The sequence below is a fragment of the Psychrobacillus sp. FSL K6-1267 genome (genome assembly GCF_038003265.1).
Lineage (GTDB): Bacteria > Bacillota > Bacilli > Bacillales_A > Planococcaceae > Psychrobacillus > Psychrobacillus faecigallinarum.
In genome coordinates this window covers 2,983,321-3,005,474 of sequence record NZ_JBBOOR010000001.1, presented here as the reverse complement: position 1 = coordinate 3,005,474, position 22,154 = coordinate 2,983,321, and the positions used below count along the sequence as shown (strand labels likewise).

The window sequence follows — 22,154 nt, the reverse complement described above, 5'->3', positions numbered from 1 at the left end:
ATTTTAATTCTATATATGTTGAATTTTGCATTCTATTAATATAGAATGAATATTAAGAAAATATAAATTATATTAAAGAGGTGTTAAAGTGGATGTTTTAAATCTTACAAGTAAGAAAAGAGAATCCTATCAAATTCAGCTAGAATACTCAGTTTTATGGGAGTGTGCTTTGGGGATAGCTGCAATAACCAATACCCCATTTATTAAAACTTTAGAAAACCCAGAGGATTATTGGGAAGACCTGAAAAAATCCTTATCAATAGAACTATTAGAGCATTTGAACTTTGTTGAAAGCAACAATACTTGGAAGGCCCTACTTCAATTGTTACATAAGAAAAGATTTAATGATTTATTGGAGTTTACTTCCTACATAAAGGATATTTCAGATACAGATTTTAAATTTATTTGTTTACCCTTTGTTGGCATGAAATTTCAACTCATAAGAAATAAAGCAGCATTAGGCGAGGCAGCGGCTATTGAGGAAATGAAATACTTAACAAGCAACAATCCCTTTTTTCCACGATACATTGAATTCATTAGTACAACAGATGTCAGCTTTCTAAAAGAACACCTTATAGTAGTGATGAAAGGTTGGTACGAAGCTGTTATTAATAAAGATCTCGAAGGACTTAATACAATACTACAAACTGACTATGATATGAAAAAGCAAATGTCCGACAAAATGACTTCTGAAAGACTGGTTGAATGGGCAACTGGAGGAATTGTTTATATGCCAGAACCAAGTGTTAACAATGTTCTTTTAATACCCCAATATATATATCGGCCTTGGAATATAGAGTCAGATATTGAAGGCACTAAAGTATTTTATTATCCCGTAGCGAATGAAAGTATTACACCAAATAATCGATATACACCAAATGACTTTTTAGTACTTAAACATAAGGCATTAGGAGATGAAGTACGAATGAGGATTGTTAAATTACTGTACGAAAACGACCGTACTTTACAAGACATTACTACTCAATTAAACATTGGTAAATCTACAATTCATCATCACCTCAAAATTCTGAGATCAGCTAAATTAGTGGAAATCATTGAATCTAAGTATTCACTTAAAAGGAATGCGGTCGCATTTTTATATGAAGAACTAAACCTATATTTAAGAAAGTAATTGAAAAAGAGGATAAAAAGGAAGGTGACTTACTATTGATTAACAATCCTAGCTTTCGTTCTATTTGGCTGAGTAGTGCAACTTCGGAATTAGGCGGTGCTCTATTTACTGCATGTAATTCAATTTTAATTTACGAGTTAACAGGCTCACCCACTGCTTTAGGGTTGGTATGGCTGATTTACTACATACCATCTTTTTTTATGCAGTTATTTATTGGACCATATATTGATCGTTGGAGTCGTAAATGGATAATGATTAGTTGTCAGTTAATCCGAATGTTGCTCGCTTCTGTTTTGGTCTTATTTCTTTTTCAAGATAACTTTACGATAACTTTTATTTATATCGTTCAAATTATTGTTGGAATAGTTATGCCGATTTTCACACCGGCAAATCAAGCCATTTTACCAACGATCATTGAAAAAGAAAAACTATCACAAGCAAATGCATCATTAGAGTCCGTTCGACAAGTCATGGCGGTTATGGGACCGCTTTTATCAGGTGTCCTAGTAGATGTCTTAGAGATAGAGTGGATACTAGTTATTATATCAATCGCATTTGCACTAAGTGCTGTTACTTTGTTAAAAATAAATGAAAATTATATAAAAATGGCTGTTAGAAAACCGTGGATTGTAGAGTTTAAAGAAGGACTTCAATCCTATTTCAAACATAAGTTAATTGTATGGCTGGGTATATTTTTCGGCTTTGTCCAATTCGGTGTAGGCGTAACAATCGTGACAACTTTACCTTATATAACTACAATATTAAACCAACCTTATTCGGCTTATGGATTGTTTATGTCTGCTTTTCCAATTGGTTACACAATAGGAGCCTTACTTAATTCCAAGCTATTAAAGATTAAGGGTATAGGCATTCTTTTTACTGCGTTATTCATTGGAGGATGTACATATATTTCTTTAGGTATTACACCGTGGTATTTTATTGCTGTCTTGACAGAATGCATGGCAGGTATGGCTATTGCTATTTTTAATATTTACAACATTACACTCATCCAAAGTTCAATTCCAAATCATTTAATGGGAAAAGTGACTTCGGTTCGCTTATTGATAATGCGAACAATGTTACCATTAGGTATATTATTTGCTACAGTAACCGTTCAGTTCTTAAGTATTCGGACATTATATTTTGTAATTGGTAGTGTAATCTGTATTACATCATTGGTTGGGTATCTATATTTAAATAAGCAAGTTAAAGTTGGAAAGAAATTAGGGGAAGTAGAAAGGGAAGGACAGTTTGGTAATTAACTTATTTTTAGGATTATCGGGATTTTTAAATTCAAGTTACTTTAATTAGTCGAACAAGTTAGTGAAATGTTTCACTTTAACTAAAGGTCAACCAGAAAAATCTGGCTAACCTTATATTAACGGGTGCGTTAGTCAAAAATAATATTAAAGTAAAATGAGCCAGGAGAAAATATCCTAGCTCATTTTTATGTGGTTACAGAATTAGAGGGAAGTCTAATTTAAAATGTGATTTGATTTTTCGCTGTTTCATATTTGTATCATAATTTCAAGAAAAATAAATAAATTATATAATTTCCTAAAGTATAAAAATAAAGCATAAGTTTTCCTAAAGTAGAGAGCTTTATAGTTATTTCCTTATTTTTGATTTTTAATTAAGATATTTTATAATATATTCTTCTTAAAAATTCTTTAAAGTCATGTGGCTCTAAGCGTGGGAACTTTATGGTTTATTCTTAGGAAATTATATGGTTTATGTCACATGTCAAAACCCTTGGTATTCAAGGGTTTTCTTTTTTGTCTATATCATTTAGTATCAAGCCAAAAACTTTACATGTTCAAATAGCTTAAGAACTTTAGAATCGCTCTTCTTTTGCTTTCTAGGTAGTCCAAAAGTAATGATTGAAAATAGTTGATAAACATATTAAGTACATCTTAATTAAACTCATGCCCAGTATTTCAATATTAATCTTAGTATTTGGTCTAAAAAATAACATGTATCCTTTAATTAGCTTGTATTTTGGTAATTCAAATATTATTAATAATGCCGATATGTATAGAGGATTGGTTTTATTTGTAATTAAACATATAAATAGTAATATTATTGTTTAATAGAATTTAAATAGTAAATGACTTGTATCTCAATCTAAAATAACTGAGAACGGTGCTGCGACTATGAATATTAAATTAGAAGAATACAAACAATTAAAAAAGAAAAATGAAGAACTAGTGAGTAAGATGAAAAGACTTACAAGAATGCTAAAAAGCTCTGTAATGAAGAAAGATATGGAATATTTACTAAATATATTAATTCCGGATGTTAATGAGGATTCAGGTTTACCTTATGATGTTTTTTTTGAAATAAATGGTCGGTGTTTAGATTTTGGAGAATTATTAAGAATTGTAGCTTTATTAGTAAAAACTAATAGGTGTGATTTAGCATTCTATATTAGCCAAAAATACACCTCAAAAGATAACATAAAGTCTACGGTATTAAGTGAAGAAACAATAGAGGATTTTCAACTGGCGCTGAATAGGTTTGTCAAAGAAATAGTAGGACAAAAAAATATAGAAGAAATTCATCTTATGATTTTATTTGAAATTTTATCATATAAAGATAATCATGAATTTTTAACTGAATTTGAGAAAATGTTTGATAGGTATATAGAGGAATTAATAACTGCTTGTTCTATAACTAGAAATGATTACTGGCTTGTAAAATTACTATTTATTATTTGGAATAATGCACATAATACGGTTCTTAAAAAGTACTTCGACTATTTGTATACCCGTAGGTTATTAATAAATAGAATGATTTCAGAAAGTAATATGACTTTATGGGAAATGTTGGCTAACTATTCTGGTTATGAATTGTCTGGAAATAAAATGATTTCTATAAAGAAATCTCATTCTAAAAAACATTCTAGGTTTGAAGTCCCGAAAATGATGCCATTAACCAAAACTAATGATGAAATTTCAAATTCGAATAAACATAATGCAGAAAATTGGAAAGATTTTAGCGATTTAAGAACCTTTGGTTATGAAGTAACTAATAAAACAGATGAAGAAAGAAGAAATGCGTTAAATAATGCTTTAATGAATATTCATCCTTCAAGAATTATCTCACATATTAGTTGGCTTCTGAAAAATTCATATAAAAAAGATGGTATTAGAGGAGATTTTAGTAAATCTATCAGGGCATATGAGACGGATTTGCAATACTTAGAAGGAATAATGGGGCGATATAAGAAATGATATATATGAGTGGAGTATAAATATGTAAATTTAGTTGTTTAAGGAGAGGAAAGAAGTAATGCTTAAAAAAATAATTTCGGTATTAGCTCTAAGCTTCCTATTAGTTGGTTGTGCTAATGAAAATACAAAAGTTAACACAGAAGAGCAAAAAGAAATAATTGAAGAAGTTATTGAAAAGAAAACCACTCAGCAGTATTTAGCAGAGTTTGAGAAAACGGCTGTTTATCAAGACCGGATTCAAGGTATAGATAGTAGTTTTCTTGAATCAGTAGATTTTGAGGGAGATGAAGTACCGGAAATGGTACTTGGCATAAATGATGATATAAAAAATAGCAATGTAACAATCTATAAATTTGAAAATGATCAATGGATAGAAGATATATCAAAAAATTATGAGTCAAATATACATATATATTTAGAGTCAATCGGTAAACTTCTATATGAAGATGGAACTGAAAAAGAGGCACTAGCTTTTGAAATAATAGAAGCTCAAGCAAGTACTATCCGCCAAAGTTTATCGATTCTAAATTATAATGAAGCTACACAATCCATTGAAGAATTAGTAGAAATTGAGTTACAATCAACAGAGACATATAGTGCTAATTTAGAAGAAAATAGTTTCATTGTGACAGCAGAAAACGGTTTTACTCAAAATTATATATTTAAAAATGGAGAAATCGTAGACAACAGTGGAAAACGCTTGGGTATTATTATTAATGAGGAATTGTCAAAACTTGTAGGGACAACAATTAATGACTATTATATTAATGTGACAGATTTTTACTATACTGCACAAAGTAAAATTACAGAAAATTTAATAACAGAAGAATATTATGAGGGAGCAATGTGTTCCTTCTACGAAACATTCTTTATTTGTGAATCTCATAAAGAGAGTGGAGGAATGCATGCTTATTACATTACTCCTAAAAATAAAGTAACTGTGGATGAATTAACAAGTATCTTTAATCAAACAGTAGAAGTTGTAGGATGGGAAAATGAGATGGAAGGTGGCTATTCATACACAGCTGAAGTCATGACAGATTCAGGTTTATATAGTCTAGAATTTGATGGAGATTCACCAGATTCAGTTTTAGAATTTATAGCATATGTACCTAACTAAACACAGAGATTCTAAATATGGAACAATTGCTAAATGAAGTTTAATCAAAGACCTTCTAATTTTCAAGATGAATTAGGAGGTTTTTTTCTGTCTAAATTAATACATGGCTTATTTGGATATAATGGAGAATTTATTGTATTACAAACGAATTATTAAATTAATTAAAGAATCAACGATATATAAGAAAAGGGGAGAGTCTACATGTTTTCAAGAATAATTAATAATATTTTTAAAAGAGAGTCTACCGAGAAAGTATCTGTTACCAATAAGCAAAGAATAGAGAAACAGTCTAAACCAACTCCTTCAAGAATTGGTGAGCTTGGTGAATATAAGATCAATATACAACTTGACCAACTTCCTAAGAATAGCAAATATCTAAGTGATGTATTAATTGAAAACAATAAAGCTAAGTCTGGATATTCACAAATTGATCATGTTATCTTTACTCCTTTTGCAATATTTGTTGTAGAGACTAAGAATTATAGTGGAACTATTTATGGAGATAGGAGCAGGACTAAGTGGAGTGTTAATGGGAAATTTCCGATGATGAATCCATTTAATCAGAATTATGGTCATATACAAGCGATTAAGGGAGTTCTCGAGATAGAAGGTGAGACACAATTTGTCTCAATGGTCTCTTTTACTAAAAGATGTACTTTTAAAGTAAGTGATGAATTAAGAAAAATACAATCGAATGATTTAATCGTTTATGACATAGAACTATCGGAGTATATTACGAGAAAGATCAATATACTTAAGCTTCAAAATCCTGAACCAATTTATTCTACGAATGAATTACAGAACCTATACAATAAAATAAAGAGTGCTAATATAACTGATTTATATATAAGAGATAAGCATGTTGAAACGTTGAAAGAAAAGGATAGGGAATCTATTAAGAATGAGAATCACCTTTCGAATTGTAAAACATGTGGAAATCCAGTTTCCGAAAAGGTTAAAAAATATTGTTTATTAAACAAAACTCGTTTTAAAGGCAATATATATTGCTTTGAGCATCAAAAACTACTTTAGGAAATTATCTCACTATAAATATATAGGATAGAGAATAAATTGAAGAACGTTCGGTAATCCGATTATTCTTCTAAGTTACATGTCAGCTTGAGTTTTCTAAGTTTCTTGAAACTTGAGCCGATTGTAGAGATTACAACAATAACTAAATATATACAGGGGCTCAGTAAGAAAAATCAAATAAAATTAGCTGTTGCACTTGATTTAGCAAAAACTATTCTAAATAAATACTCATAGTTTTCTATTATATCTTCTCTTTCGAAGAGCTGCCTACCTTTTCTGAACAATCGTATATAAAATAATGATTCCTAAGTGAGCTATACTTAAAGAAAAGAACATACTGTTTTACAAAAAAAATAACAGTGTGTTCTTTTTTTCTTTTTTCATCTTATCTTCTGCTTCCTCATCCACTGAGTAGCAACCCACTTTTCACCTGCTATAACTGGTGCTCCACCATGTAAGGTTAATTCATTTAAAGTTTGGTCGTTATAGAAATACTCAAAGTAAACTGCCATTCCTTTTTTAGGTGTTACGGTAAAATTTAGTTTAGGGAAAAAAGTTTCTCCACCTAGTTCTACATCATTTAAGTACATAACGAGAGTACTAATTCTATTATTATTTGCTACTTTACTAGTTGATGAAAAGAAATCGTAATGGGCTTTATACTCTTGACCGGGTGTATACTGAAGGATTTGAAGGCCTTCTCCGTGTTCAATGGGTATATTCATAACAGAGGAGATTCTTTTTTCGATTCTAGCAACAATAGCGTTTTCACTTTCTTCAATAAACGAACTACTACTTGTTCTCTGCTCATTTACTTCGCGTGTCGTTCCAATTTTAGAACGTTTCATTCTGTCCTTAGACAATCTGATTAGTTCATCGCACTCTTCGTTACTTAACACATTTCCTAAAACCACTATTAATGGTTCTTCTAATCTTGTGACTATGTCAATCTCTCTATCTGTCATTATTTTATGTCCAACGTGATCAAATATAGTTTGCTCTTTATTTACCGTTATCAACTTCAAACCACCTTTTAATCTATTAAATTATTTAACACGAGTACGTTTTTGGATAATGTTTAAATGCGTTAACGGTCTTCTTTTTACTTAAAATACTTTCAGGGTATGTACTTTCTTCTGGAATAAATTTCATTTTATTTTATCACAGAATTTTTATAAATCGCAACTTTGTGAAAATTATAGCAAAAATAATTTTTCAGAGCTGTTGTTTGCTAATGGTGGAAGAAAATAGTGATAAATAACTGCGCATCATTGATTACAAATTATAAAGTTTGTGAAGTAGTATTTAGCCAACGGATGCGTTGAATCATCGATAATTACTGGGGAGGTAAAAAGGTGCCAACTTATTAGGAGTGGATAGACTACACTATGGTGGTATTCATCTTAGGGGCACCTTATTTTATTTATCTACTGATCAAGAGTGTTTAACCATGTAGCTAGTTATCTTTACTCAGATTTAATGGCAATAGTGTATGCATCAAACAACGCCCACCTTTATGCAGGTGGGCGTTGTTTTGAATTAATACATAATATTTACTAGTCTTGTTCACTCATAGAGTTAAAAAATTCGTATACAATCGGTTCAATATCAGGCTCGGTATTATAATAGTCATCACCAATTTGATTTAAACCGAATTGGAGGGTTGCTTTGTCGTCCTCATAGAAAGTAATGGAGTACAGAAATCCATCTCTTTCACTTTGATCCTCGTCTGGTATAAATTTAATATCCTTAATTTCTTTTATAAAAGACATTATTTCCTCTTTATTTGTGGTTGTTCGACTATTACTATTACTGCTGTCAAAAACTTCTATTTTGGATACATTCTCTAAATTCTTTTTATAATAATCGTCAATTGTCAATGTTTCAAGTCCACATCCTGAGAGTAAGATTGTGAAAACCATAGTCAATAAAGTGCGTTTCATATGTTTACCTCCAGTTTTGAAACGAGTATTATATATAGCTTAAACGAAACATCTAAAGCTGTAGATTTTGCTTTGTTTGTCATAGGAACGCTCTATCACAGATACACGATTAAACGGTGTGAGATATAAATTGTTACAAGTCGGAAGTGTAAATAAAACAAAAGTAGAGAATATAGAACAACAGATATAGGGAAGACTAACTTGTCTCTTTAAATTAACCATATACTGCCCCAAAACTAGAACCTCATTTCAAAAGAAATGGGGTTCTTCATTTTTTCTAAAGACTTACATAATTAAAGCCATTAATTGGTTAGAATTTTGTACTTTCGGTTAACCTAAATGTATTAAAAATATTCTTATATGGAGGCTATGAGCTTGGATAGTATGTCGAAACCGAATCCTCCTACATTGATGAATGAGCTATCTGAAAAGTTTACCCCTTCTAGTGATATAATCTTCAAGCCCTTACAAATGGAAGGGAATACAGTATTTATGTTCTATTTAAAATCAGTTGTAGATGGTGCTAAGCTACATGGAACGATTATTAAACCTTTTTTTGAAATGAAATCCTTTGGGAGTTACCAATCTTATGTCGAATCGTTGCCGGACTTAACTACGATGAAATCGGGAGAAGAACTGCAAATTGAAATAACGAAGGGACATGTCCTAGTAGCTATAGAAGATGAGTTTTATCTAATAGATATTAAATTAGTGAATTCGAATGAAGTACAGCAAACATTAATGGAGCCTACTATTTACGGTCCACAATTAGCTTTAAGTGAGGATATTGAGACGAATTTAAACATTATTAGGCAGCGTTATCATGAGCCTACCTTAAAGTTTGAAATGCACCAATTGAAGGATAAGGCTCACCAGCCCGTGGCCATTATTTATGACGAAAAGACGGTAAAACAGTCTGTACTCAAAAATGTCAAAGAAAAATTAAAGAATTTAGATGCGACACTTATTCAGTCTGCTGGAGATTTGCAGCTCCACTTAAATGGGTCTAAAATTACTCTTTTTCCTACCCTGATTTTGACGGAGCGACCTGATCGAATATCATATAATCTGGCCGCTGGAAAAGTTGTAGTCATGATTAATGGGAGTCCTCATGCATTAATAGCTCCCGTTGTTTTCTTTGACTTTATGCTCTCGATGGAAGATAACTATCATACTTTTTGGATTACTACGTTTACATTGATACTGAGGTATATAGGTTTGATCATCTGTCTCATTTTACCGGCGTTGTATGTTGCCGTGACGTCCTATACCCCAGATGTTATGAGAACGGAATTGGCGCTTACTGTAGCAGGGAGTAGACTTGGAGTGCCTTATCCGTCCTTTATCGAGGTATTATTCATGCTTATTTTCATGGAGTTTCTTACTGAGGCAAGTATACGATTGCCTAAGGCCATTTCTGCAACAGCTACGACAGTTGGAGGACTGATCTTAGGAACTGCGGCTACTGAAGCAGCATTAACCTCCAATATCATGATTATCATTGTGTCTGCTGTTGCTATTACAAGCTTTGTCATTCCGATTAGTGAGATGAGCTTTTCTATCCGTATTTGTCGATATATGCTAATCATCTATACAACGCTTTTTGGAACGATAGGGTTAATACTAGGATCTCTAGGGCTTGTAATGTTCTTGGCTAACAAAAGAAGCTTTGGTGAGCCCTATCTAAAAATGTATTGGTGGGGGGAGAAGAAAGAAATAGGGGTGCGATCAAAAGGATGAGCCGGTATCTATATTACTTAATAATTGTCACAATGGTTACTAACATCATCGCATCTGTGCCAAGAATTTTAATGAGTGAGAGCAAAAATGGAGCCATAGTGTCCATGATTATTGCTATCATTGTTGGAGTATTTCTTACTATCACTGTTATAAACTTATTTAGGCATTTTCCAAATATGACCTTTCCAGAAATATTACAGAAGTATACTTCTAAGTGGTTTTATTACCCTGTTTTATTTTACTTTGCAATTTCATGGTATGCTGCGGGTCTAATAACTATTGCAACGTATGTTATGCTGTTTACTACTTTTTTGTCTTATGAGACTTCTGTTACCATAACAACTCTGGCATTTATATTGATCATCTCCTTTGGGGTGTTAATGAAGGAGAAAAGTGTTCTTTACACAACTGAGCTCGTGTTAGTTTTGTTTGTACCTGTCATTTTCTTTTTAGTAGTAAAAATATATACTGATTCACGATTAGATTGGGATTTTGTAAAGGTAGCTATTACACACATCAATGAATTACCAAGCTATAATGCCTATTCAGCATCTACGTATATTTTTATAGGTGCTGTGAACATAATTATCTTCAATAAATTTATTAAGTTTAAGAAGAAAGCAGGATTTAAGGAAATAGTCATTTTAAGTTTGACAGGTATCTTCACTTTGTTTACAACATATTTCATACCTATAGGTTTTAATGGCTTTGAACAAATTGATAATTTTACTTTTCCTTGGGTGACAACAAGCGATGCTGTACGCATGAAGTTTGGAATAATTGAGCGAGCCATTTTCATTTTTGTCATTTTATTTTTGGGAGTAGCCTTTATTAGCCTGTTGATCCACTGGCATGTTTCACTGAAAATATTTGAAAGTATTTTTCTGTTTAAAAAATTGAAATGGAAAGAAAGAAATCTCACATCTTATCTATTTGTTTTTCTATTCGGGATTATAGGAATAGCTGTGACGAGACAAATTAGTGAATATCAATTAACTAAACTTTCTACTTATTTCTATAATATATTGCCAATATTCTACATCGTTTTAATCGTAAGTTTACTTTTTGCAAAACGGAGGTTAAAGTCTAATGGCTCATCTTAAATTTCTGACAATTATACTAGTCATTACAAGCTTTCTTTCGGGCTGTGGATTTAAAGATATTGATAATCGAATATTTGTTACAGCGATTGGAATTGATCCTTCTGAAAAAGAAAGCGGTAAATATAAAATTACATTGAAGCTAGCTATCCCTGTTTCATCCATCAAACAAGAAAAAGAACCGAGCTATCAGTATTTAGTGCATGAGGGTGAAAATATAGAAGAAGCGGTTAGAATATTAGAAACACATACGGATAAGGTTTTGGAATTTGGGCATGCAAAAATAATCCTAATAAATGAAGCGCTATTAGAAGAAGAGCTCAAGGATTTTATGGATTATCTTTTTAGAAGAGGGGATATACAAACAATCGCTTGGGTTGCTGTAGCTAAACCTTCGGCGGAAGCTATACTTAGAACTGAACCAAAGGGGGAGGCTGCAGTTGCATCTCCACTTACTAAATTTTTTGGGAATACAGGTACGGAAAGTCCCTATATAGTCTCAACTTATTTATATGAATTTAGAAGAGATTTTCATGGTGAAGGTGTTGATCCGATTATACCAATCGTGGAGTCAAATGAGTCAGGTACTCAGCTAATCGTCAATAAATCCGTAGTAGTGAAGGAGAGGATTAAGCCACTTGAATTATCCTCTAGTTTAACGAGAGACTACAATTCACTGGCAAATAGTATAAGTGGGTACAGCGTTAAAATAGTGACTGATGATTTAAAGCTAGTACTAAATATGGGAACCGTTAAGATGAAATATAAAGTAATAAATGATAATGAACGACCTACATCCATCAAGGTAGACGTAAAAATGACAGGAGTCATCAGCCAGTCAAATAAGCAATTGCCCCTAAACAACTTAGACAAATATAATAAATTAGCTTCCAAAGAGATAAAAGGAAATTTGGAGAAATTACTCACCACGCTTCAAAAGGAAGAGCTAGACCCCTTTGGATTCGGGCTTAGATATCGAACAATGCAGCTATATGATAAAGGTACGTTTAAAAAATGGGAAGAGGCATACCCAAACCTACCAATTGATGTAACCGTAGATATCGCATTAAAAAGTACTGGAACAATCCAATAGAAATACTTATTACAAGGGGAGTATGAAAGCTTTGCTGAGTAGTCTACCTTGGTTTTAATCCCTGCCTTCCATAAAGTCAAAATCGTGTAGCGTTATAGACTCAAATTTGCAAATCTTAACCACTGTTTTTAGGACAGTTTTATAGGGGAAATTAAGTGTTTTAGGCTAAATTTTTGTTAACATTAATTCCTTCATATCATAATGTTTAAACGTTATTGTATCTACTTGATTTAGGATAAAGTAGGTATATAATGGAATTGTAACCGTTTACAAAAAAGAAAAATAGATTAGTGGGAGGAATTTGAATGGGTCGTTTAACAGACAAAGTTGCTATTATTACTGGTGGAGCTCGTGGTATGGGTGAATCTCATGTACGTAAATTCGTAAGCGAAGGTGCGAAAGTTGTCTTCACTGACTTGAACGAGGAAGGTGGACAAGCTCTAGCGAAAGAACTAGGAGAAAACGTCTTGTTTGTAAAACAAGACGTAACAAAAGAAGCGGACTGGACAACTGTTATTGAAGAAACAGAAAAAGCTTTCGGTCCAGCTAACATCTTAGTGAACAACGCTGGTATCAGCATGAGCAAGCCTTTAATGGAAATGACTGAAGCTGACTACCGTAAAATTGTGGACATCAACCAAGTTTCTGTATTCCTAGGAACAAAAGCAGTTGTTCCTTCTATGCAAAAAGCAGGTAGTGGTTCTATCGTCAACATCTCTTCTATGAACGGATTAGTAGGTGGAGCAGTCGGATATACAGATACGAAATTTGCTGTTCGTGGTATGACTAAGGCAGCAGCTCTTCAATTAGCTCACTATGGCATTCGAGTAAACTCCGTACACCCGGGTGTTATTGAAACACCAATGGTTACCCAAGGAGATGCGGTAGAAATGATTAAAGAGTTCGCTAAGCATATCCCACTTAAACGTGTAGCTCAATCTGAAGAAGTTTCTAGCCTTGTTCTTTACCTAGCATCTGACGAATCAAGCTATTCAACTGGATCTGAATTCGTAATCGATGGTGGATTAACTGCACAATAATAAAGTTGATGGAAGGAATAATACTTCCATTATTATAGAGAGCTCCTCAGCAGGTATGAATCTGCTGGGGAGTTTTTTTGTTTATATGACTTACGCTAATAGTAACTGGAGAGGAAGCATATAATTGGGGAAGAAGGGACCTCTAACTATTCACAGTCGTTCACATTTCGGACAAAAAGTATTGACAAAATTGTGAACAAGGTGAATAATATAGGTTAAGAGGGGTGTTTCGAATGGAATCATACGTAAAAATGTTACACGCTACAAAAATTGTAGGTGCAGCCTTGTTAACTATAGGAATTGCTGTCTTTTTATATGGAACATTAATAAGTGAGTATAGTACAGTTATGGGCGTTGGAATCGGAATCGTCATGGGAGCAGTCTTCACATTTATCATTGGGATGATATTAGTTGCTTCAGAGGAAATGATTTTGAACTCCAAACAATTGAAAAAAGAGAGCATCTAAACAAGATACTCTCTGTGAACAAGGTATTTAGAGGAGCTACTCTAAATGCCTTTTTTTATTGGTTAAGTGTAAGTAGTGACTCCTCATGTGCAAAGTCCAGAAAGGCACAACTTTCTTAACCAATCTTTAATGGTTTTACCGGTACACATATTTCACAATAATGGTTGTTTACCATATCCTCCGTGTACCTTTCTAAAATGGGTTTGTTGTCAATTTGATATCCATTGTCTTGTAAAGAAGGAAAAATGCTAGCATATGCAATTTGAATGTCCTCGGCTGTATGTTTAACCTTGTAAACAAGATATTCACCTGCAGCTAGTTCGCCTTCACAAATCGAATCATCCACTTGATAATCCTCTGAAATCACTAAACAAGCATCAAATCTACAGTTTTCGGGAAGTGTTGTCGTAGGGTTATCTTGTTGGATAGCAAGTATAGTTCCCGAAAGATCTTTCTCTTTAGCCCAATTTTTTAACTTCTGCATAACTTCAATATTTGCAGAACCATATGGACCAACCCGTCGTACATAAACCAAGCGATAGTTAGGTAGCGTTTCAACTTCAAACTTCATCGATTCTTACTTCCTTTCTTCTTTTGGAATTGTTTGGTACATTTCGAATGTAACATGCTTAAAAAATATATACACGAGTTAATTTTATAGGCAGCAATTTGCCTACAAAAAATGAAAATTACTCACTTTATTGATTGTAGCGACAGGTGATGACTTATCGCTCACCCCACGGAACGCGTCCACCGAAAGCGGAAATCAGCCATCTATTTTTTGAGTCTTATATTGAGGTTTATTTTGATACATATTAATGAATTCAGCTTGTTCCAGACTCACAACATTTTACCCTACATACACTTTATGATTGAAGCGACAGGCGGCGACTCCAGTGGGATGAGTCAGTCAGATAAGCTATCACAACCGCGCGCGTAGGCGACGGTGATGGCTAATCGCTCACCCCACGGAAAGCGCCTGCCTAAAGCGGAGATCGGCCATTTATTTTTTGAGATTTATTTTTGATACAAACTGCCCGAACTGAATTTGATTTTATCCTAACTACTTTCTCGTCACACAACCTATGATTGAAGCGACAGGCGGCGACTCCAGTGGGATGAGTGGAGTCAGATAAGCCATCACAACCGCGCGCGTAAGCGACGGGTGATGACTTATCGCTCACCCCACGGAAAGCGTCCGCCTAAAGCGGAAATCTCCCATCTCTCTCTCATTCTTTTCAAGTAACCGTTTAGATAGTTTAGCAAGCTTTTTTCAAATGACTTTCTATTCCTACACAACCTATGATTGTAGCGACAGGCGGCGACTCCAGTGGGATGAGTGAGACAGATAAGCCATCACAACCGCGCTCGTAAGCGACGGGTGATGACTTATCGCTCACCCCACGGAAAGCGTTCGCCTAAAGCGAAAATCAGTCATCTATTCTTATATCTTTCCATCTTTATCAACAAAAAAAGAGCGCCTAATAGACGCTCTTCTTCGTTATTACATATCCCACACCATTACAAGTAACGTACCTAAAATCGTTAATAATGCGAGCAATAAGCCGTAATAGACATTGACATAAATGGATTTTTTATCATCCGTTTCGCCAGCATGCATGAATACCACTAGCTGTAAACCGGCCTGGGTAAACGCAGTCAGCAGTAAGATAGTCATTCCAACTCCAAAGGACATATCCATAAAGTACACCAATAATGCTACTGCTGTTAGGACCAATGAAAATGCAAAGCCCATTACTTGCTTGAGAGGGAATAATTCTTTCATATTACATCATTCCTTTCAAGTAGATGAAGCTGAAGATGAAAATCCAAATCACATCTAGGAAATGCCAATATAGAGAGAAAATAAATGACTTATTAGCAGTTTCCGGAGTTAGACCACGCTTCTTGATTTGTAGGAGAATGAACAATCCCCAGAAGAAACCAAATGTTACGTGCAAACCATGTGTCCCTAACGTCGTCAATAAAATCGCCGTAAAGGCACTAGTTTGAAGTCCTGCTCCAACATGTATATAGTGTGTAAACTCGTAAATCTCGACTCCTAGGAAAGCAGCTCCTAGAAGAAGTGTAATCCCAAAGAAAGCCATTGTTGCTTTTGTACGGTTCATTCGCATTGCATGAATGGCAAGACCGATTGTAAAGCTACTCGTTAAAAGTAAAAGTGTCTCAATTAACACTGGTGTTATTTCAAAAATATCTGCACCAGAGGGACCGCTACCTATGCGATCCTCTAAGGTGAAGTAGGAGGCGAAAAGTGTTGCGAAAAGCATAATTTCCGCCCCGATGAAAATCCAAAAGCCCAAGACTTTTAAGCTGTTTTCCTCTGTGCTGTACTCAAGTGGAAGTGACTTATCTACCTTCATTTTTTAGCACCTCGCAATTTTCTTTCCGTTTCTTCGATTTCCTCTACCGAAATGTATCTTCCATGATCCTGTTCAAATGAACGGTATGCTAGACAACCTAAAATACCAATCAATGAAACGATGGCAAGTGGCCATATGCTGAAGATCATTGCAAACCCAAGGGCAAAGAAGATACAGCTCATGATAAATGGTAAACCGCTATTATTCGGCATGTGAATTTTCTCGATTTTTCCTTTGAATATTTCATGACCGTTTTTCTTAGAATCCCAAAACGCTTGTGTAGACTCGACCTGAGGTGTAACAGCGAAATTATATTCAGGTACTGGTGTATGTGTAGCCCATTCCAGTGATCGTGCATCCCATGGGTCATCCCCAATATCGCGAGAAGCATAACGGATACTGTAATAGATGTTATAAACAAGTAACGCGAAGGCTACTGCCATAATACCTGCTCCAACGAAGGAAACCATATTCCACATTCCGAAACCTGTAGACTCAGAGTAAGTGTACATACGACGCGCTTGACCGTCTAATCCCGTAATATACATTGGGATGAAGGCTAGTACGAAACCGATGGATAATAACCATGCAGTCCATTTTCCTAGTCGCTCGTTTAACATAAAGCCGAATATTTTCGGCCAATAGTAAGTAAGACCAGCTAGCATTGCGTAAACAACACCAGGGATAATTACGTTATGGAAATGGGCAACTAAGAACATCGTATTGTGATATTGATAGTCAGCTGCTGACATTGCAAGCATTACCCCTGTAACCCCACCTAAAGTGAACAGTGGAATGAACATGATGGAGTAAAGCATCGGTGTCGTAAACTCGATTTTCCCCTTCCATAGGGTGAACAGCCAGTTAAATATTTTAACCCCTGTCGGAATAGCGATCGCCATCGTAGTGATCGAGAAGATACTATTTGATAATGGACCTTGACCCATTGTAAAGAAGTGATGCGCCCATACGACAAAGGATAGGACAGAAATAACTACCATGGAAGCAACCATTGACTTATAGCCATATAGATTGCGTCGAGCAAAGGTTGAAATAATCTCACTGAATAAACCGAATGCCGGTAGTATTAGAATGTATACCTCCGGATGTCCCCAAACCCAGAACAGGTTAGCCCAGAGCATATCCATTCCGCCATTGTCCGTTGTAAAGAAGTTTGTCCCAAACAGTCTATCCATTGTTCCCATTGCTAGTAATACAGTTAATACTGGGAAAGCGAAAACGATAATGATGTTTGCGATAAACGCTGACCATGTGAACATTGGCATTTTCATTAAAGTCATACCAGGTGCTCTCATTTTCAGGATAGTTGTAATAAAGTTAATACCAGTCATCAATGTACCAAGACCAGCTATTTGAATAGCAATCATGTAATAGTTCGTACCAACAGATGTACTGAACTCATTGCCTGCAAGTGGGAAATAAGAAGTCCAACCTGCATCAGGCGATCCACCTACGATGAAGGAAATGTTGAATAATCCCATACCCATAAAGAACAGCCAGAAGCTAAGTGCATTTAAACGTGGAAACGCTACATCTCTTGCTCCAATTTGTAATGGAATAACATAGTTAAAGAAAAAGATGATAAACGGCATTGCCATAAATAAAATCATTACTACTCCATGAGTGGAGAAGACTTCATTATAATGCTGTGAATCTAAAAATGTGTTTTCTGGCATCGAAAGCTGATAGCGCATCATAATGGCGTCAACGCCACCACGGAACAGCATCAATAATGCTGTAAGCAAGTACATAATACCAATACGCTTATGGTCTACTGTAGTAATCCATTCACGCCAGAGGTATCCCCATTTCTTAAAGTAGGTAATACCTAAAACTATTGCAACCATCGTAAGGCCAATTCCGACCATGGATGCATATATCAAAAAGCTTGGATGTGGTACGGCAAAGCGATCAAAGAAATCCATACTTTTGTTTCTCCTTTCAGGAATCTATAGCTTTTACTATAGTAATCTTGTAATCCTTCAATTAATGCTGAGAATGATCTGATTCCTCAGTTTCATTAGTTTGTCCATGATTCTCATGATCGGACTTCTCATCCTTATCAGTTGATTCATGGTGCTCGTGTTCAGATTCCTCTGCATTATCGCCATGGTCATGACTAGGAGCAGGTGAGAATTCTAAATGTGTTCCTGTATAAGTTGAACGGCCAAGATGACCTGGTTCTAATAATTCCTCAAACTTCTCTTCTGTAAGAGCAGGTGCAGTTTCATGTACTTCCTCTACCCAATCTTCAAAATCGGCATTAGACATAGAGGTAACATCAAAGACGTTTTCTGCAAATCCAGATCCACTGAAGTTCGCATTTCTGCCCATGAACTCGCCTTCAACATCGGCAGCTAAGTGTAACGTAGTCACCATATCAGACATCGCATACTTTTGCCCGCCTAGCTGTGGAATCCAAAAGCTAGTAATTGGTCCGTGGGAGTATAGTTTAAACTCAATCGCACGATTAGCTGGGATATATAAGTAGTTAACCGTTTCAATACCTTGTTCAGGATAACTAAAATGCCATTTCCAGTTAGAGGAAGATGCATAAATGATTAATGGTTCCTGATCCTCATAGCCTTGAGGCGTCGACTCTACAATATAGTTACTTCTAACTGAAACGATTGAAAGAAAAATAACTATTATAATAGGAATACCGATACAAATTGCTTCCACAATCGGACTTCCTTCTATATGAGGTGGCTCGTAATCCTCGCTTTGTTTAGAAGCACGGTATTTTATTAACACAAAAACTAAGATAGCTAAAACGACAATCACAATCCCCGACATTAGGAAAATAGATAACATAATATCATTTGCCTGTGCCTCGGCTTGAGGGCCTTTAGGGTCTAAAACAAGTAATGGCTCGCATCCTGTTAACACAGTGACAATAGTGAAAACCATCGTCAAGAGAGCCCACTTCAATTTTAATTTCATCGTTGTACCCCTTTCCAATCTATTATAAAAAGCTAAGGTAACTAGTGTTGCTTTCAAAGAATTCCTCTCTGTGCCTCTATCTTATTACCATGCCTTCAAAAAAACGAATATAAAAACCGGACTTCACGAATTGTTCAAGAAGATTTGAACGTTCTTTAACACAATTGTGAAATATTTAAGAAAGTGTCAACTTCGTTCATAATTATGGGCTTAATTGGTATTTTTGTACTTTTTGTTTGAGCAGTTTTCAAGTAATGTTGTTCATTTTCCATCTTGGAAAGGCTCTAAAACGAAGAATTAGATATCTGTAGGATGTCTTATTGGAGATAGAAAGGACATAAATTGGTAGCCATATTGAGGTTAGCAGAACAAGCATTAATAACTAACGGAGGAACACAAAATAAATAAAATTCTAAATATGCCATTAACAAAGTTATATCTACATAGCAAGCTAATGGAATTCTAAATAATATTTTATCCTGTTGATTGAAGTGACAGGCGGCGACTCCAGTGGGATGAGTGAGACAGATGAGACATCACAAACGACGCGCAAGCGGCGGTGATGGCTCATCGCTCACCCCATGGAAAGCGACCGCCTAGAGCGGAAATCTATCATCTATATTCAAAATTTAAGTATAAATTAATTCGATTTAATGGCTAAATATAACGGTATAATTTTTTTCATTCTAACTTATCTAATTCACCCTCTACCTATTATTGAAGCGACCGCCTAAAGCGGAAATCTACCATCTATATTCAAAATTTAAGTGTAAATTAATTCGATTTAATAGCTAAATATAACGGTATAATTTTTTTCATTCTAACTTATCTAATTCACCCTCCACCTGTGATTGAAGCGACAGGCGGCGACTCCAGTGGGATGAGTGAGACAGATGAGACATCACAAACGACGCGCAAGCGGCGGTGATGACTTATCGCGCACCCCACGGAAAGCGACCGCCTAGAGCGGAAATCTACCATCTATATTCAAAATTTAAGTGTAAATTAATTCGATTTAATAGCTAAATATAACGGTATAATTTTTTTCATTCTAACTTATCTAATTCATCCTCCACCTGTGATTGAAGCGTCAGGCGGCGACTCCAGTGGGATGAGTGAGACAGATAAGACATCACAAACGACGCGTAAGCGACGGTGATGGCTTATCGCTCACCCCACGGAAAGCGACCGCCTAAAGCGAAAATCAGCCATCTATATTAATAGTTCTTAGTAACTCAGATATAACTCTTGCGCTATTCTTATATATTAGATTAGGTAATAATGTTTGTTTGTCTGAAAGAATCGAATGGGTGTATGGGACTATTTTTAAAACTTTTCAGTAACTATTAGATAAATTATTCACAATACATTTCTATTTCAGTAAAGATTTTACTAATCCTGACGATAATCAAAGAGTTAATAAGAATAATATCCTGGAGGTTAAAAAGATGAACTTAGAAATGTTAGGCAAACAATTTATCGCTGGTGAATGGAGAGACGGAAACAGTAGTCTCGTGTTAAATAATACAAACCCTTACAATGACAAGCCTATTAATACATACAAGCTAGCAAATGTAGAAGATATAGATTTAGCATATAAGGCTGCACATGCAGCGAAGCTAGAATGGGACAAAGTAAATCCTTATAAAAAACGTGATATCTTAGAAAATGCAGTAAAATATATGGAAGAGCATGAGGAAGAAATCACCTCTATTATTATGGAAGAATTAGGTGGTACTAGACTGAAGGCAGCATTCGAAATTGGTCTTGTTAAAAACATCATTAAAGAGGCAGCTACCTTCCCATTAAGAATGGAAGGGAAAATTCTACCTTCTACAATAGATGACGTGGAAAATAGACTATACCGAATTCCTGCAGGCGTTGTAGGAGTTATTAGCCCATTTAACTTCCCATTCTTCTTATCGATGAAATCTGTTGCACCTGCACTAGGAGCTGGAAATGGTGTCGTATTAAAACCTCATGATGACACACCTATTATGGGCGGAACGCTAATCGGAAAAATCTTTGAAGAAGCAGGAGTACCGAAAGGATTAATAAATGTCGTTGTTACAGATATCAAAGAAATTGGCGATGCATTTGTGGAGCACCCAATTCCAAGAATTATCTCCTTCACTGGATCTACACAAGTAGGAAGCTATATTGGTCAGGTAGCTATTAAAAACTTCAAAAAGCCATTACTTGAGCTAGGCGGCAACAGTGCTTTTATTATTTTAGAGGATGCTGACCTCGAGTATGCTGTGAATGCTGCTACTTTCAGTAGATTTACCCATCAAGGACAAATTTGTATGTCAGCAAATAGAATTCTTGTTCAACGATCTATTTATAAAGAGTTCATTGAAAAATATGCACAAAAGGTTTCTTCTCTTAAAGTCGGTGATCCATTAAATCCTGAAACAATCATTGGGCCAGTTATCAATGATCGCCAAGCCCAAACCCTGCAAGCCTTGATCGAAAAAGGGATTGAAGAAGGTGCTACACCTTACCTTAAAGGGAATGTTACTGGAAGATTGCTAGAGCCAACCATTTTAACAGATGTTACGACTGACATGAGTGTTTCTCAGGAAGAGCTTTTCGGACCAGTAGTATGTGTTATTCCTTTTGATACAGAAGAAGAGGCAATTGATATTGCTAACAATACTCGTTTTGGACTAAGTGGAGCTATTCATACATCTAATCTAGAACGAGGAGTGGAAATGGCTAAGAAGGTACACACAGGGATGATTCATGTTAATGATTTAACGATTAATGATGAACCGATTGTAGCCTTCGGTGGTGAAAAGCAATCTGGCTTAGGTCGCTTAAATGGCCAATGGAGCTTAGATGAATTTACAACATTAAAATGGATTTCAGTGAACTACGGTCAAAGAAACCTACCATATTAATAG

General features: G+C 34.9%; 18 protein-coding genes. 11 read left to right on the top strand and 7 right to left on the bottom strand.

From position 1 onward, the window contains the following. Nucleotides 1-88: 88 nt before the first annotated feature. The 5 genes from MHB55_RS15470 to MHB55_RS15450 all read left to right on the top strand — a co-directional run bounded on the left by MHB55_RS15470 (nt 89) and on the right by MHB55_RS15450 (nt 6,517). Entirely contained in the window at nt 89-1,132 is a 1,044-nt protein-coding gene (locus tag MHB55_RS15470) for an ArsR/SmtB family transcription factor (RefSeq protein WP_151113201.1), read from the top strand. A gap of 35 nt (nt 1,133-1,167) precedes the next feature. After that, entirely contained in the window at nt 1,168-2,394 is a 1,227-nt protein-coding gene (locus MHB55_RS15465) for an MFS transporter (RefSeq protein WP_191697721.1), read from the top strand. A gap of 891 nt (nt 2,395-3,285) precedes the next feature. After that, nucleotides 3,286-4,365, top strand: a complete 1,080-nt coding sequence (locus MHB55_RS15460) for a hypothetical protein (protein WP_191697720.1) — start codon at nt 3,286-3,288, stop codon at nt 4,363-4,365. 58 nt (nt 4,366-4,423) lie between these two features. After that, the gene (locus MHB55_RS15455) at nt 4,424-5,485 is read left to right on the top strand and encodes a hypothetical protein (RefSeq protein WP_191697719.1); all 1,062 of its coding nucleotides are present in this window, start codon (nt 4,424-4,426) and stop codon (nt 5,483-5,485) included. Between the two features lie 201 nt (nt 5,486-5,686). Then, on the top strand, nt 5,687-6,517 hold the full coding sequence (locus tag MHB55_RS15450; protein WP_191697717.1) for a nuclease-related domain-containing protein: 831 nt from the start codon (nt 5,687-5,689) through the stop codon (nt 6,515-6,517). A 380-nt stretch (nt 6,518-6,897) separates the two neighbouring features. Here MHB55_RS15450 and MHB55_RS15445 read toward each other — a convergent pair whose 3' ends face one another. Next, nucleotides 6,898-7,482: a 2OG-Fe(II) oxygenase gene (locus tag MHB55_RS15445; RefSeq protein ID WP_144539166.1), complete on the bottom strand. Its 585-nt coding sequence runs from the start codon at nt 7,480-7,482 to the stop codon at nt 6,898-6,900. Between the two features lie 591 nt (nt 7,483-8,073). Beyond that, entirely contained in the window at nt 8,074-8,460 is a 387-nt protein-coding gene (locus MHB55_RS15440; RefSeq protein WP_144538737.1) for a hypothetical protein, read from the bottom strand. Between the two features lie 384 nt (nt 8,461-8,844). Between MHB55_RS15440 and MHB55_RS15435 the strand changes: the two genes are divergently transcribed. From MHB55_RS15435 to MHB55_RS15415, 5 genes are all read left to right on the top strand, one after another. Further along, on the top strand, nt 8,845-10,200 hold the full coding sequence (locus MHB55_RS15435; RefSeq protein WP_186318195.1) for a spore germination protein: 1,356 nt from the start codon (nt 8,845-8,847) through the stop codon (nt 10,198-10,200). Continuing rightward, a complete protein-coding gene (locus tag MHB55_RS15430) occupies nt 10,197-11,303 on the top strand; it encodes a GerAB/ArcD/ProY family transporter (RefSeq protein WP_144538735.1) in 1,107 nt (368 codons plus the stop codon). The genes MHB55_RS15435 and MHB55_RS15430 overlap by 4 nt, the downstream gene beginning before the upstream one ends. Then, nucleotides 11,290-12,393 carry a Ger(x)C family spore germination protein gene (locus MHB55_RS15425; protein ID WP_144538733.1) on the top strand — a complete coding sequence of 368 codons (1,104 nt, stop codon included), beginning with the start codon at nt 11,290-11,292 and terminating at the stop codon, nt 12,391-12,393. Before MHB55_RS15430 ends, MHB55_RS15425 begins: the two co-directional genes overlap by 14 nt. 305 nt (nt 12,394-12,698) lie before the next feature. Then, entirely contained in the window at nt 12,699-13,433 is a 735-nt protein-coding gene (locus MHB55_RS15420; protein WP_144538731.1) for a glucose 1-dehydrogenase, read from the top strand. Between the two features lie 233 nt (nt 13,434-13,666). Next, complete coding sequence (locus tag MHB55_RS15415; protein ID WP_144538729.1) at nt 13,667-13,900, top strand: hypothetical protein; 234 nt, start codon at nt 13,667-13,669, stop codon at nt 13,898-13,900. A gap of 115 nt (nt 13,901-14,015) precedes the next feature. Here the strand turns inward: MHB55_RS15415 and MHB55_RS15410 are convergent, their stop codons facing one another. From MHB55_RS15410 to qoxA, 5 genes are all read right to left on the bottom strand, one after another. Then, on the bottom strand, nt 14,016-14,471 hold the full coding sequence (locus MHB55_RS15410; RefSeq protein ID WP_191697715.1) for an AraC family transcriptional regulator: 456 nt from the start codon (nt 14,469-14,471) through the stop codon (nt 14,016-14,018). A 933-nt stretch (nt 14,472-15,404) separates the two neighbouring features. Next, the gene (gene qoxD / locus MHB55_RS15405; protein ID WP_144538725.1) at nt 15,405-15,686 is read right to left on the bottom strand and encodes a cytochrome aa3 quinol oxidase subunit IV; all 282 of its coding nucleotides are present in this window, start codon (nt 15,684-15,686) and stop codon (nt 15,405-15,407) included. A 1-nt stretch (nt 15,687) separates the two neighbouring features. Further along, on the bottom strand, nt 15,688-16,284 hold the full coding sequence (gene qoxC, locus MHB55_RS15400; RefSeq protein WP_154310141.1) for a cytochrome aa3 quinol oxidase subunit III: 597 nt from the start codon (nt 16,282-16,284) through the stop codon (nt 15,688-15,690). Continuing rightward, nucleotides 16,281-18,230, bottom strand: coding sequence for a cytochrome aa3 quinol oxidase subunit I (gene qoxB / locus MHB55_RS15395; protein WP_144538721.1), 1,950 nt, complete (start codon nt 18,228-18,230; stop codon nt 16,281-16,283). The genes qoxC and qoxB overlap by 4 nt, the downstream gene beginning before the upstream one ends. 61 nt (nt 18,231-18,291) lie before the next feature. Beyond that, nucleotides 18,292-19,248: a cytochrome aa3 quinol oxidase subunit II gene (gene qoxA / locus MHB55_RS15390; protein WP_191697713.1), complete on the bottom strand. Its 957-nt coding sequence runs from the start codon at nt 19,246-19,248 to the stop codon at nt 18,292-18,294. Between the two features lie 1,448 nt (nt 19,249-20,696). Between qoxA and MHB55_RS15385 the strand changes: the two genes are divergently transcribed. After that, nucleotides 20,697-22,151 carry an aldehyde dehydrogenase family protein gene (locus MHB55_RS15385; protein ID WP_151113243.1) on the top strand — a complete coding sequence of 485 codons (1,455 nt, stop codon included), beginning with the start codon at nt 20,697-20,699 and terminating at the stop codon, nt 22,149-22,151. Nucleotides 22,152-22,154 lie beyond the last annotated feature (3 nt).